This window comes from Paraburkholderia acidipaludis NBRC 101816, from assembly GCF_000684975.1.
GTDB classification, from domain to species: Bacteria; Pseudomonadota; Gammaproteobacteria; order Burkholderiales; family Burkholderiaceae; genus Paraburkholderia; species Paraburkholderia acidipaludis.
In genome coordinates this window covers 115,474-128,417 of record NZ_BAXZ01000001.1, presented here as the reverse complement: position 1 = coordinate 128,417, position 12,944 = coordinate 115,474, and the positions used below count along the sequence as shown (strand labels likewise).

At 68.3% G+C, this 12,944-nt stretch carries 10 protein-coding genes and 1 pseudogene; all 11 read left to right on the top strand.

The window, feature by feature from the left end; translation table 11 throughout:
• Position 1: 1 nt before the first annotated feature.
• Positions 2-2,311: a chemotaxis protein CheA gene (gene cheA, locus BAC01S_RS00600; protein WP_027793024.1), complete on the top strand. Its 2,310-nt coding sequence runs from the start codon at positions 2-4 to the stop codon at positions 2,309-2,311.
• 67 nt (positions 2,312-2,378) lie between these two features.
• Positions 2,379-2,894 carry a chemotaxis protein CheW gene (locus tag BAC01S_RS00595; RefSeq protein ID WP_027793023.1) on the top strand — a complete coding sequence of 172 codons (516 nt, stop codon included), beginning with the start codon at positions 2,379-2,381 and terminating at the stop codon, positions 2,892-2,894.
• A 135-nt stretch (positions 2,895-3,029) separates the two neighbouring features.
• On the top strand, positions 3,030-4,919 hold the full coding sequence (locus tag BAC01S_RS00590) for a methyl-accepting chemotaxis protein (protein ID WP_027793022.1): 1,890 nt from the start codon (positions 3,030-3,032) through the stop codon (positions 4,917-4,919).
• Positions 4,920-5,076: 157 nt separating this feature from the next.
• On the top strand, positions 5,077-6,090 hold the full coding sequence (locus BAC01S_RS29855; protein WP_043200676.1) for a CheR family methyltransferase: 1,014 nt from the start codon (positions 5,077-5,079) through the stop codon (positions 6,088-6,090).
• Positions 6,087-6,875, top strand: coding sequence for a chemoreceptor glutamine deamidase CheD (gene cheD, locus BAC01S_RS00580; protein ID WP_027793021.1), 789 nt, complete (start codon positions 6,087-6,089; stop codon positions 6,873-6,875). The genes BAC01S_RS29855 and cheD overlap by 4 nt, the downstream gene beginning before the upstream one ends.
• Before the next feature lie 5 nt (positions 6,876-6,880).
• Positions 6,881-8,008, top strand: a complete 1,128-nt coding sequence (locus BAC01S_RS00575; protein ID WP_027793020.1) for a protein-glutamate methylesterase/protein-glutamine glutaminase — start codon at positions 6,881-6,883, stop codon at positions 8,006-8,008.
• A gap of 162 nt (positions 8,009-8,170) precedes the next feature.
• Entirely contained in the window at positions 8,171-8,566 is a 396-nt protein-coding gene (gene cheY, locus BAC01S_RS00570; RefSeq protein ID WP_027793019.1) for a chemotaxis response regulator CheY, read from the top strand.
• 1 nt (position 8,567) lies between these two features.
• Positions 8,568-9,269, top strand: a complete 702-nt coding sequence (gene cheZ, locus BAC01S_RS00565; protein WP_027793018.1) for a protein phosphatase CheZ — start codon at positions 8,568-8,570, stop codon at positions 9,267-9,269.
• A 183-nt stretch (positions 9,270-9,452) separates the two neighbouring features.
• Complete coding sequence (locus tag BAC01S_RS00560) at positions 9,453-10,034, top strand: DUF2844 domain-containing protein (protein WP_027793017.1); 582 nt, start codon at positions 9,453-9,455, stop codon at positions 10,032-10,034.
• 22 nt (positions 10,035-10,056) lie between these two features.
• Positions 10,057-11,388, top strand: coding sequence for a DUF3443 domain-containing protein (locus BAC01S_RS00555; RefSeq protein ID WP_043200726.1), 1,332 nt, complete (start codon positions 10,057-10,059; stop codon positions 11,386-11,388).
• Positions 11,389-11,613: 225 nt separating this feature from the next.
• A pseudogene (flhB, locus tag BAC01S_RS29850) lies at positions 11,614-12,813 on the top strand (flagellar biosynthesis protein FlhB); the annotation flags it as partial.
• Positions 12,814-12,944 lie beyond the last annotated feature (131 nt).

Here is a 12,944-nt window from a genome sequence, read left to right as displayed (position 1 = left end):
CATGACACTCGACATCACTCAGTTCTACCAGACGTTCTTCGACGAGGCGGACGAGCTGCTCGCGCAGATGGAGCAGCTCCTGCTGAATCTGAACGTCGGCCGTCCCGATCCCGAGGATCTCGCCGCGATCTTTCGCGCGGCGCATTCGATCAAGGGCGGCGCGGCGACGTTCGGCTTTACCGCGCTGACCGAAACCACCCACATCCTCGAATCGCTGCTCGACCGCGCGCGCAACAACGAACTCGTGCTGCGCAAGGACATGATCGACACGTTCCTCGAAACGAAGGACGTGCTTTCGGGACAGCTGGCCGACTACCGCGCGAGCGCCGAGCCCGACGCGGCCGTCGCCGCGGCCATGCGCGCCAAGCTGGAGCAGCTCTATGCCGAAAGCCGGGGCCTGGCGGCTCCCGCGCCGGCGCCTGCTCCCGTGGCTGCGCCCGCGCCTGTCGCGGCAAGCGCGGCCGAGCCCGACTCCGAGGCCGATCTCGAAGCCGCTTTCGAGGCGAACCTGCCTTCGGCCCGGGCTGCGGCTTCGGGCGCGCCCGAGCATGTCGTCGACGAGGCGATCGCGGCCGCGCCGGGACCGGACGCGAGCGGTGCGAGCGCAGCGGGCGGCGCGGCGGAAGGCCCGCATCTGCGCATCACGCTGCGCCGCGTCGACGCGAAGGATCAGGATCTGCTGCTCGAGGAGCTCGGCAACCTGGGCCGCGTGCTGGGCCAGGTGAAGACCGGCGACGACATCACGCTCTGGCTCGAAACCGACGTGACGTCGGACGACATCATCGCCGTGTGCTGCTTCGTGATCGACGAGAGCCAGATCTCGATCGGCCGCGGCGCGGCGCCGCAAGGCGGGGCCGAAGCCGCACCGGCCGCGGTGCAGCCCGCGCCGGTGGTCGAGGCCGCTCCGCCTGCGCCACCCGCACCGGCCCCGGTTGCCGCAGCAGCGCCGGCACCGGTCGCGGTGGCGCCGGCGGCTGTCGCTCCCGCCATGCCCGAAGCGCCTCCGGCCGCTCCCGCAGCGCCGCCGCAAGCCGGCGCCCCCGCCGCCGAGACCGAGCGCAAGCGCCCGGCGGCCGCGGCCGCCGCGGGCGAAGGCAGCTCGATTCGCGTGGGCGTGGAGAAGGTGGACCAGTTGATCAATCTGGTGGGCGAGCTCGTCATCACCCAGGCCATGCTCGCGGAAACCACGAGCGCGTTCGATCCCGCGCTGCACGACCGCCTCTTCAACGGCATGGCGCAGCTCGAGCGCAACGCGCGCGATCTGCAGGAATCGGTGATGTCCATCCGCATGATGCCGATGGACTACGTGTTCAGCCGCTTCCCGCGTCTCGTGCGCGACCTCGCCGCGAAGCTCGGCAAGGAAGTGGAGCTCGTGACGTTCGGTCAGGCCACCGAGCTCGACAAGAGCCTCATCGAACGCATCATCGACCCGCTCACGCACCTCGTGCGCAACTCGCTCGACCACGGCATCGAAACCGTGGAAGCGCGCCGCGCCGCGGGCAAGGACGCCACGGGCCAGCTCGTGCTGTCCGCCGCGCACCACGGCGGCAACATCGTCATTGAAGTGAGCGACGACGGCGCGGGCCTGCGCCGCGACAAGATTCTCGCGAAGGCGGCCAAGCAGGGCATGCAGGTCAGCGACAGCATGACCGACGACGAAGTGTGGAACCTCATCTTCCTGCCGGGCTTCTCGACCGCCGAGCAGGTGACTGACGTCTCGGGCCGCGGCGTGGGCATGGACGTCGTGAAGCGCAACATCCAGGCGATGGGCGGCCACGTGGAGATCACTTCGCACGCGGGCAAGGGCAGCACCACGCGTATCGTGCTGCCGCTCACGCTGGCGATTCTCGACGGCATGTCGGTGAAGGTCGGCAACGAGGTGTTCATCCTGCCGCTGAACTTCGTGATGGAGTCGCTGCAGCCGCGCCACGAAGACATCTACACGGTCACCAACGGCGACCGCGTGGTGCGCGTGCGCGGCGAATACCTGCCGCTCGTGGCGCTCCACAACGTGTTCAACGTCGAAGGCGCGCGCACGGAACCGACGCAGGGCATCGTCACCATCATGGAAACCGAGGGACGACGCTTCGCCATGCTGATCGACGAACTGGTCGGCCAGCAGCAGGTGGTGGTGAAGAACCTCGAAACGAACTACCGCAAGGTGCACGGCATTTCGGCGGCGACCATTCTCGGCGACGGCAGCGTCGCCCTGATCGTCGACGTGGCCGCGCTGAACCGCGAAACGCGCGCAACGCACGGGGTTTCCTCGAGCGTGAGCCATGCGGCGGGCGCGTTCGCCGAATTCGCATGACCGCATGACCGTATGAAGCTCAAGCAGCGCTTTATCCCAACCCTCTCCCAACTGTTCAGGGGCTAACGTGGCAGAAGTCCAATCCATTCATGGCGCCGGCGCGCACCGCCGCGACGCGCAGCAGGCCGACGCGGGCGGTGCGGAATTCCTCGTCTTTACGCTCGGCGCGGAAGAGTACGGCATCGACATCCTCAAGGTGCAGGAGATTCGCGGCTACGAAAGCGTGACGCGCATCGCCAACGCGCCCGAGTTCATCAAGGGCGTCATCAATCTGCGCGGCATCATCGTCCCGATCGTGGACATGCGCATCAAGTTCCACCTCGGCCGCGTGGAGTACGACCACCAGACCGTCGTGATCATCCTGAACGTGGCGCACCGCGTCGTGGGCATGGTGGTGGACGGCGTTTCGGACGTGCTCACGCTGCAGATGGACCAGATCATGCCGGCACCCGAATTCGGCGCGACGCTCACGACCGAGTACCTCACGGGCCTCGGCACCGTGGAAGGCCGCATGCTGATTCTGATGGATATCGAAAAGCTGATGACGAGCCGCGAAATGGCGCTCATCGAGATGCTTGGATAACGATCGCGAACGGTTATCGGGGGTGGCCCTTCGGGTGAAGGGCCCAGCGCGGGAGAGCGGAAAGCCGCCGTCAAGAGCGGCAAAGCCGCCTTGCGGGCCCCGCCGGTGATCAGGTACAGGACAGGAGCAATCGAGATGCTGCACAAGTGGTCGATCCGCGCCACGCTCACGGGCGTCGGGGTCATTCTGGTTGCGCTGACCATCGTGGTCGGCTCGCTCGGGCTCGTCGCGCTCGGCAACGCAAGCGACTCGCTTGGCGCGATCGCGCGCGGCGATCTGGTCGCGATGCGCTCGCTCAACGACGCCTCGTCGTATCTGCTGCGCTCGCGCGTTTCGCTCGAACGGGTCAGCGCGCTCGCCGCGGCGAACCAGGCCGACGACGCGAAGAAAGCGCTCGACCGCGCCGACGAGCTGCTCGCGAAGAGCAACGACGCCTGGAAGGCCTTCCAGGCCGCGCCGAAGAACGGCCTCGACGCCGCCTCGCTCGACGCGCTCGCGCAAAAGCGCACGGGGCTCCTGCAGGACGGCGTGCAGCCCGAGTTCGCGGCGCTGCGCGGCAACGACCTCACGGCCTATCACGCCATCGCCGACACGAAGATCAGCCCGATGTTCGTCGACTACGACAACGTTGCCGAGCCGCTCGCGCAGGGCCTGCAGGACGGCGCCGCGTCGCGCGAAGAAAGCGCGCGCTCGCAGATCGCGTTCATGCGCATGCTGATCGGCGGCCTCGTCGTGATCGCGCTGCTGATGGTCTTCGCGATCCGCTTCGCGCTGCGCGGCCTCATCGTGCAGCCGCTCAAAGACGCCACGGCCTGCTTCGAGCGCATCGCGCAAGGCGACCTCGCGCAGCCGATCGAGGTCTACAGCAAGAACGAAATCGGGCATCTCTTCGCCGGCATCAAGCGCATGCAGGAGAGTCTCGTGAAGCTCGTGAGCGCCGTGAACATGGGCGCAAGCTCGATCGACGTCGGCGCGCGCGAGATCGCCATGGGCAACACCGACCTCTCGCAGCGCACCGAGCAGCAGGCCGCGTCGCTGCAGGAAACCGCCTCGAGCATGGAGCAGCTCACCGGCACCGTGAAGCAGAACGCCGACAATGCGCGCCAGGCGAGCCAGCTCGCCGTGAACGCCTCGGACATCGCCACGCGCGGCGGCGAGGTGGTGGGCGAAGTCGTGCACACGATGCAGGACATCGCGGCCAGCTCGGCGAAGGTGGTCGACATCATCAGCGTGATCGAGGGCATTGCGTTCCAGACCAACATCCTCGCGCTCAACGCGGCGGTGGAAGCCGCGCGCGCGGGCGAGCAGGGCCGCGGCTTCGCGGTGGTGGCGGGCGAGGTGCGCAGCCTCGCGCAGCGCAGCGCGAGCGCCGCGAAGGAGATCAAGGAGCTCATCAACGACTCGGCGCAGAAGGTGCAGAGCGGCTCGGAACTGGTGGGCCGCGCGGGCACCACGATGGACGAGATTCTCCAGGCCGTGCGTCGCGTGACCGACATCATGGGCGAGATCAGCGCGGCCTCCGAAGAGCAGTCGGGCGGCATCGAGCAGGTCAACCGCGCCGTCACGCAGATGGACACCGTCACGCAGCAGAACGCGGCGCTCGTGGAAGAGGCCGCGGCGGCGGCGGCCTCGCTGGAGGAGCAGACGCGCCAGCTGCAGTCGGTGCTCGGCATCTGGCGCACGGGTGGCGCGAGCAGCGCGGCGGCACGGCCGGCGGCATTGCCGTCCGCCCACGCGGTTGCGGGCACGGCGGCCATCGCTGCCGCGGCGGCGCCTGTCAGGCGCGCGCCGGCTGCCCTCGCGGCGCCGGCCAAGGCGGCGGAACCGGTCGGCGCGGCGGCTGCGGCCAGGCTGGCCAAGCCTGCTGGCGCGACCAAACCGGCCAATGCGGCCAATGCGGCCAATGCGGCCAATGCGGCCAATGCGGCCAGGCCGGCAGCAGCGGCGCCGAAGGCGGCTGCAGCCCGCGTGGAACCGGTGGTGTCGTCGACGTCTTCGGACGATGCCGACTGGGAAACGTTCTAGGACCGACGAGCTGACGAGTCATCGCAATGCACACTAGCGCACAAGAACGGATTGAGTCGTTCCGCGCGGCCGCCTGGAAATTGGCCGCCGCGCCCGCCGCGCTGCACGCATTGCGCACCGGCACGCGTGCGGCCGGGCACGAGGGGGGCGCAGCATCATGAAAGGCCTGCGTTTTTCCCGTCACGGGCGCGGCGATCGCGCCGGGCTGAAGCCGGACGCCGCCGAGGCTGGCGGCTTGCCCGGCCTGCCCGGCGAGAGCAACCGCGACTTCGAATTCACGACGGCGGACTTCGAGCGCATTCGCGCGCTGATTCATCGGCGCGCGGGCATCTCGCTCTCGGACCACAAGCGCGACATGGCGTACAGCCGTCTCGCGCGGCGCTTGCGCGCGCTGGGCCTCGAAAGCTTTCGCGACTACCTCGACCAGCTCGAATCGCGCAACGATGCCGAAGAGTGGGAAGCGTTCACGAACGCGCTCACCACGAACCTCACGGCGTTCTTCCGCGAGGCGCATCACTTTCCGATTCTGGCGGACTTCGTGAAGCGCCGGGCTGCGCCGGGCTCGCAGCCGGTTTCGGTCTGGTGCTCGGCGGCCTCGACGGGCGAGGAGCCGTACTCGATCGCGATGACGCTGATCGAAGCGCTCGGCGAGCGCGGCGCGCGCGAGGCGCGCGTGCTCGCCACCGATCTGGACACCCAGGTATTGGCCAAGGCCGAAGCGGGCATTTACTCGTATGACCAGGTGAAGCACCTGACGCCGGAGCGCCTGAAGCGCTTCTTCCTGAAGGGCACGGGCGGCCACGCGGGTCTCGTGAAAGTGCGCCCGGAACTGCGCGCGATGATCCGCTTCGAGCAGCTCAATCTCACCGACGCCGACTACGGTTTGCGCCAGACGTTCGACGCGATCTTCTGCCGCAACGTGATGATCTACTTCGACAAGCCGACCCAGGGGCAGGTGCTTTCGCGCTTCGAGCCGCTGATGAAGCCGGACGGCCTGCTGTTCGCGGGACATTCGGAGAACTTCACGTATGTCACGCAGGCCTTCAGGCTGCGCGGACAGACCGTGTACGAGCTGACGCGCGGCAGCCGCCGCGTGGACGGCAACGGCGGTGGCAACAGCGGTGGCGCCGCCGCAGGCCGCGTCGACGACAGGATCGGAGCGACCGCATGAGCGCCAGCCTTCCGATCGCGACGAACCGCTACTTCGACACGCACTTTAACCGCCCCGGCGTGAAGCTGCTGCCCAACGAGTTCTTCACGACGAACGAGGACATGGTGCTCGTGACCGTGCTGGGCTCGTGCGTGGCCGCGTGCATCCAGGATCGTACCGCCGGCATTGGCGGGATGAACCACTTCATGCTGCCCGACGACGGCGCCGACGTCGCCCAGGCGGCATCCGACGCCATGCGTTACGGCGCCTACGCCATGGAAGTGCTCATCAACGAGCTCATCAAGGCGGGCGGCCGGCGCGAGCGCTTCGAGGCGAAAGTGTTCGGCGGCGCGGCCGTGCTGGCCGGCATGACGACCATGAATATCGGCGACCGCAATTCGGCCTTCGTGCGGCGCTATCTCGCGCTGGAGAACATCCGCATCGTCGCCGAGGACCTGCAGGGCTCGCACCCGCGCAAGGTGGCGTTCCTGCCGCGCACGGGCCAGGTGATGGTGAAAAAGCTGCGTCTCTCGCAGGATTCGAGCGTGACCGAACGCGAGCAGGCGCTCGCGCGGCAGACGCCCGAGGCGCGCGCCGAACGGCTCGCGAAGGCGCGCGAGCGCGTCGAGCTGTTCGGCCTCACGCCGGGGGCTGGACGTGCCGCCGGGCCGGGGCAGGCAGGCGCTTCGCAGGCCTCGCAGCTCGCGTCCGCGCCGGCGCGCAGCCGCATCGAGCTGTTCGGCGCGAGCGGCCAGTCGCGGCCCAATACAAATCAAGACAACGCCAGGACAGTGGAGGAGGCGTGAACGCTGTGCAAAAAATCAAGGTTATCTGTGTCGACGATTCGGCGCTGATTCGCAGTCTGATGACGGAAATCATCAACAGCCAGCCGGACATGACAGTCGTTGCGACCGCGCCCGACCCGCTCGTGGCGCGCGAACTCATCAAGCAGCACAACCCCGACGTGCTCACGCTCGACGTGGAAATGCCGCGCATGGACGGGCTCGATTTCCTTGAGAAGCTCATGCGCCTGCGGCCCATGCCGGTCGTGATGGTGTCGTCGCTGACCGAGCGCGGCAACGAAATCACGCTGCGCGCGCTGGAGCTCGGCGCCGTCGACTTCGTGACGAAGCCGAAGGTCGGCATTCGCGACGGCATGCTCGAATACGCGGAAAAGCTCGCCGACAAGGTGCGCGCCGCTGCGCGCGCCCGCGTGCGCGCGCATCACGCGCCCTCGGCGCCGGCTCCCGGCGCCGCGGCGGCTGCCGGCACGGCAACGGGCGGCGCTCATGCCGCGCCCGCCGGCGCGAGCCAGGCGCCGATGCTCAACAACCCGCTCCTCTCGACCGAGAAGCTGATCATCGTCGGCGCCTCGACGGGCGGCACGGAAGCGATTCGCGAAGTGCTCACGCCGCTGCCGCCCGACGCGCCGGCGGTGCTGATCGCGCAGCACATGCCGCCGGGTTTCACGAAGTCGTTCGCGCAGCGCCTGAACGGCCTGTGCCGCATCACCGTGAAGGAAGCGGAGCACGGCGAGCGCGTGCTGCCGGGCCATGCGTACATCGCGCCGGGCCACGCGCACCTGCTGCTCGCGCGCAGCGGCGCGAACTACATCGCGCATCTCTCCGACGAGCCGCCGGTGAACCGGCATCGCCCGTCGGTGGACGTGCTGTTCCGCTCGGCGGCAACGCACGCGGGCAAGAACGCAATCGGCGTGATCCTCACGGGCATGGGGCGCGACGGCGCCGCGGGCCTGCTGGAGATGCGCCGCGCGGGCGCTCACACGTTCGCGCAGGACGAGGCGAGCTGCATCGTCTTCGGCATGCCGCGCGAAGCGATTGCGCTGGGCGCCGCCGACGACATCTCGCCGCTCGCCGACATGAGCCGCCGCGTGATGGCGCGACTCGCCATGATGGGCGAGCGCGTCCAGCGCGTGTAAGAAAGAAGGGCGGGGCGCAGCGGGAGCGCGCCGCCGGAATCCCGATTCGAGAGATCGTGGCGACGTAAAACGTTGGCGCGATCGATCGCGATTAATTTATCTGGATAGGCGCCGTGCTTGTCTGGATAATTGCCCGGGTTTAGCCTGGAGGAATGAAACGAGATGGACAAGGGAATGAAGATTCTGGTGGTGGACGACTTTCCGACGATGCGCCGGATCGTTCGCAACCTGCTCAAGGAACTGGGTTACTCGAACGTCGACGAAGCCGAAGACGGCGCAGCAGGCCTCGCCCGCCTGCGCAGCGGCAGCTACGAGTTCGTGATCTCCGACTGGAACATGCCGAATCTCGACGGTCTCGCGATGCTCAAGGAGATCCGCGCCGACGCGAGCCTCACGCATCTGCCGGTGCTGATGGTGACGGCCGAGTCGAAGAAGGAGAACATCATCGCGGCGGCGCAGGCCGGCGCGAGCGGCTACGTGGTGAAGCCGTTCACGGCCGCGACGCTCGACGAAAAGCTGAACAAGATCCTCGAGAAGATGGCCAAAGCCGGGAGCTGACGTGAACGAGCCCATCAGCGCAGAGGCCGGCGGCGCGCACGCCGACGAGTACGCCAGCAGCGACCGCATCCTCGCGCGCATCGGCCACGTAACGCGCACGCTGCGCGATTCGATGCGCGAGCTCGGCCTGGACAAGCACGTGGAACGCGCGGCGGAAGCCGTGCCCGACGCGCGCGACCGCCTGCGCTACGTCGCGAACATGACCGAGCAGGCCGCCGAGCGCGTGCTTTCGGCGATCGAGCTCGCCAAGCCGATGCAGGAGCAGCTCGAGCGCGACGCGAAGACGCTTTCGGAGCGCTGGTCGACGTGGTACGACGCGCCGATCGGCCGCGAGGAAGTGCGCGCGCTGATGGACGACACGCGCGCGTTTCTGGGCGGCGTGCCCGAGGCCACCACGGCCACGAACCAGCACCTGCTGGAGATCATGCTGGCCCAGGACTTCCAGGATCTCACCGGCCAGGTGATCAAGAAGATCATGGACGTCGTGTACCTGATCGAGCAGCAACTGCTGGGCGTGCTGGTCGAGAACATCGTGCCGGAGCGGCGCGAACAGGTTGCGGCGGCGGTCGCGTCGCTGGCCGTTTCTTCGACCGGCAGCCCCGAATCGCTCCTGAACGGCCCGCAGATCAATCCCGAAGGCAAGGCCGACGTCATGCAGGACCAGGGGCAGGTGGACGATCTGCTCGCCAGCCTCGGTTTTTAGCCGAACTCAAACGGCTGCACGAGACGGCAACCCGGCGCACGGGCATCGAGCTTGCTGTAATCCAGGGCTGGCATACTGGCGCCGGCGGACCGAGATGCGGCGGCGATCGTTTGTGCTGCGCCGCGACATCCGCCGCTTTCCGCGGTGCGACCGCCGCGAAGCCAGCTACCGATCGGGAGGGGTATGGCTGCCTTTGGTTCGAATGCTTCGTATGACGTTGCGCGGGCTGCCGGCGCGCGGCTCGCCGCGCTGACGCTGACCGGCGCCATCGCGCTTGTTTGCGCCCAGCCGGCCATGGCCGGCCTCGGCAGCGCGCCCATGACGACGCCCGCGGGCGCCACCGTCAGCACGCTCGGCAACGCCGCCGCGCAGGCCGGCAGCGCCGGCACCAGCGCCGCGGCGCGGCAGGCCGTCGAGGCCAGCGCGACGGGATCTTCCGCCGCTGCCGCTTCTTATACGGTCCGACAGACCACGCTCGCCAACGGCACGGTCGTGCGCGAGTATGTCTCGCAGGCGGGCAGCGTATTCGGCGTCGCCTGGAACGGCCCGCAAATGCCCAACCTGTCCGAACTGCTCGGCAGCTACTTTCCGCAGTACGTGGCGGGCGTGAAGGCGAACCGCGCGGCGGGCTTCATGCATGGCCCGGGCGTGGTCGAGCAGTCGGGCCTCGTCGTGCACTCCGGCGGGCACATGGGCTCCTTCTCGGGGCAAGCGTGGCTGCCGGGCAGCCTGCCGTCCGGCGTCGGCGCCAGCGACATCCAGTGACCCAGGGAGACAGCACGTGATCATGCTTGCACAACGATTCCGCTTCTCCTTTCTTCCGGGGCTGCGGCGCGGCACCCTGCTTCCGCTCCTTGCGCTGACCGTTTGCCTCGCGGCCTGCGGCGGCGGTGGCGGAGGAGGAAGCAGCAGCAGTAGCAGTAGCAGTAGCGGCAGCAGCGGTGGCAGTAGCAGCGGCAGCAGCAGCAGCGTCGACACGTCCGCGCTGCCGCCCCTGCCGAGCGAGCAACCCATCGCGGCAACGGCCTCGAACACCGTGCCCATCACCGTGAACAGCGGGGTGGCGGGCGTGCCGAACATTCCCACGGTGAGCGTCACGATCTGCGTAAGCGGCAGCAGCAACTGCACGACCGTCAACAACGTCCAGGTGGATACGGCGTCGTATGGGCTGCGCATCGTGTCGTCGGCGCTGGGGGCGTTGCTGAACACGCTGCCCCTCAACACGGCCAGCGGCGGCACGCTCGCCGAATGCACGTCATTTGCGGACGGCTACACCTGGGGCACCGTGCGCAGCGCCGACGTGAAGATCGGCGGCGAGACCGCGAGCAACATCCCGATCCAGGTGATCGGCGACCTCGGCACCACCAACGTGCCGTCGAGCTGCGCCGGCGGCGGCATTCAGCAGAGCACGGCGAGCGACCTCGGCGCGAACGGCATTCTCGGCATCGGCGTGTCGCCCTGGGATTGCGGCTCGGCTTGCGAGAGCGCCAGCGGGAGCTTCTACTATTCTTGCCCAAGCGGTTCGAGCTGCAGCGCCACGGGGGTCGCGACGACCGCTCAGGTGGCCAACCCGGTTCCGCATTTCGCCGCCGACAACAATGGCGTGATCGTGGAGATGGCGCCCGTCTCCTATAGCGGCGCGGCCGCGGGCAGCGGGACGCTCGTGTTCGGCATCGGCACGCAGTCGAACAATGCCCTGAATGCGTCCCAACGCTTCCAGACCAATACGTCGGGCGACATAGCCGGCAGCTTCAACGGCCGCACGCTGACCACCTTCATCGATTCGGGGTCAAATGCGCTGTTCTTCAACGACAGCTCGCTGCCCGAGTGCGGCGGCGTGCTGGGGACGTTCTACTGCGCGTCGAGCTCGCAGACCTTGAGCGCGGCTCTGGCGGGCACCGACGGTTCCAGCGGCAGCACGAGCTTCGGCGTGGTCAGCGCGGCGACGCTGCTCGGCACCAACGGCACCAACGGCAATTTCGCCCTCAACGATCTCGCCGGGCAGTTCGGCGGCCTGCCGGATCTCGATCTCGGCCTGCCGTTCTTCTACGGCCGTTATATCTACGTGGGCCAGGATATGACGGCGACGGGCGGCGCCCAGCCTTACGTCGCCTTCTAGCCTTCCGGTCTTTCCCCCTTTCCGGCTATACCCTTCACCACCCGCCGCCCGGCGGGTGGCGCGGTTCCTCCCCGCGCCGGACCCGCCCGCCCATTCCCCTGAAATACCCCCGTTTCTCCGCCTTACTCCGCCGATCGGCACTGGCGTGGCGCGGCAATAATCGCTGTCACTGAAAATGGGTGTGCGGCGCAGCGTCTGCGCCGCACACCACCGACCGGAGCATCCGTGGCTGAGGACAGCGACCTCGAAAAAACCGAATCCGCCACTCCCAAGCGCCTGCAGAAGGCGCGGGAGGAGGGGCAGGTTGCGCGTTCGCGGGAGCTTTCCACCTTCGCGCTGCTCTCCGCCGGCTTCTACGGCGCGTGGATGCTCTCGGACATGATCGGCGGCCATCTGCTGACCATGCTGCGGCAGGCTTTCACCTTCAACCATGCGGCCGTCTTCGACACCAACCGCATGCTGAGCGGCGCCGGCGTCGCCGCGCGCGAGGGGCTTTACGCGGTCGCGCCCGTGCTGGCATTCACCGGCATGGCCGCGCTGCTTGCCCCCATGGCGCTGGGCGGCTGGCTTTTCTCCACGAAGTCGCTCGAACCGAACTTCAACCGCCTGAACCCCGTGACGGGTCTTGGCCGGATCTTTTCGGTGAACGGGCCGATCCAGCTCGGCATGTCGTTCGCGAAGGCGGTCGTGGTGGGCGGCGTCGGCGGACTGGCCGTCTGGACCCATCGCGAGGAGGTGTTGGGCCTTGCCATGCAGCCGCTTTCGCGGGCTTTCGCGGATGCGTTTCATCTCGTCGCCGTCTGCTGCGGCACGACGGTGGCGGGCATGTTCCTGGTCGCGGCGCTCGACGTGCCGTATCAGCTCTGGCAGTACCACCACAAGCTGCGCATGACCAAGGAAGAGGTCAAGCGCGAGCATCGCGAGAACGAGGGCGATCCCAAGGTGAAGGGGCGCATCCGTCAGCAGCAGCGCGCAATGGCGCGCCGCCGGATGATGAGCCAGGTGCCGAAGGCCGACGTGGTCGTGACCAACCCGACGCACTTCGCGGTCGCGCTCCAGTACGCCGACGGCCAGATGGGCGCGCCCAAGGTCATCGCGAAGGGCGTGAACCTCGTGGCGGCGCGCATTCGCGAGATCGCCGCCGAGCACGGCGTGCCCTTGCTCGAAGCGCCGCCGCTCGCCCGTGCGCTGTACCACAACGTCGACCTGAACCGCGAGATCCCGGGGCCGCTCTATGGCGCGGTCGCACAGGTGCTCGCCTGGGTGTACCAGCTCAAGCGTTTTCGCGAGCAGGGCGGCGACGTGCCGATGGCGCCGACCGATCTCGACGTGCCGCCCGACCTCGACAAGGGCGTGATGAGCGACGAGGACGCCGCCGAGGAGGCGGAAGACGCCCTCGGCGCCGAAGCCGCGGCGGCCGAGGCGGCCAACAAGGTCAATCCGGCCAACGCGGCGGCCAATGCAGCGGCCAATGCGGCGGCCAATGCGGCAGACGAACGAACCGCGGGTCCGGCCGGCACGGCCGCCGACGCCGCGGGCAGTGACACCGCACGCAG

Bases quoted from the DNA above. Each gene is read 5' to 3' on its own strand.
- cheA (WP_027793024.1), top strand. From the start codon at position 2: ATGACACTCGACATCACTCAGTTCTACCAGACGTTCTTCGACGAGGCG.
- BAC01S_RS00555 (WP_043200726.1), top strand. From the start codon at position 10,057: ATGCTTGCACAACGATTCCGCTTCTCCTTTCTTCCGGGGCTGCGGCGC.
- cheY (WP_027793019.1), top strand. From the start codon at position 8,171: ATGGACAAGGGAATGAAGATTCTGGTGGTGGACGACTTTCCGACGATG.
- cheD (WP_027793021.1), top strand. From the start codon at position 6,087: ATGAGCGCCAGCCTTCCGATCGCGACGAACCGCTACTTCGACACGCAC.
- BAC01S_RS00560 (WP_027793017.1), top strand. From the start codon at position 9,453: ATGGCTGCCTTTGGTTCGAATGCTTCGTATGACGTTGCGCGGGCTGCC.
- BAC01S_RS00590 (WP_027793022.1), top strand. From the start codon at position 3,030: ATGCTGCACAAGTGGTCGATCCGCGCCACGCTCACGGGCGTCGGGGTC.
- BAC01S_RS29855 (WP_043200676.1), top strand. From the start codon at position 5,077: ATGAAAGGCCTGCGTTTTTCCCGTCACGGGCGCGGCGATCGCGCCGGG.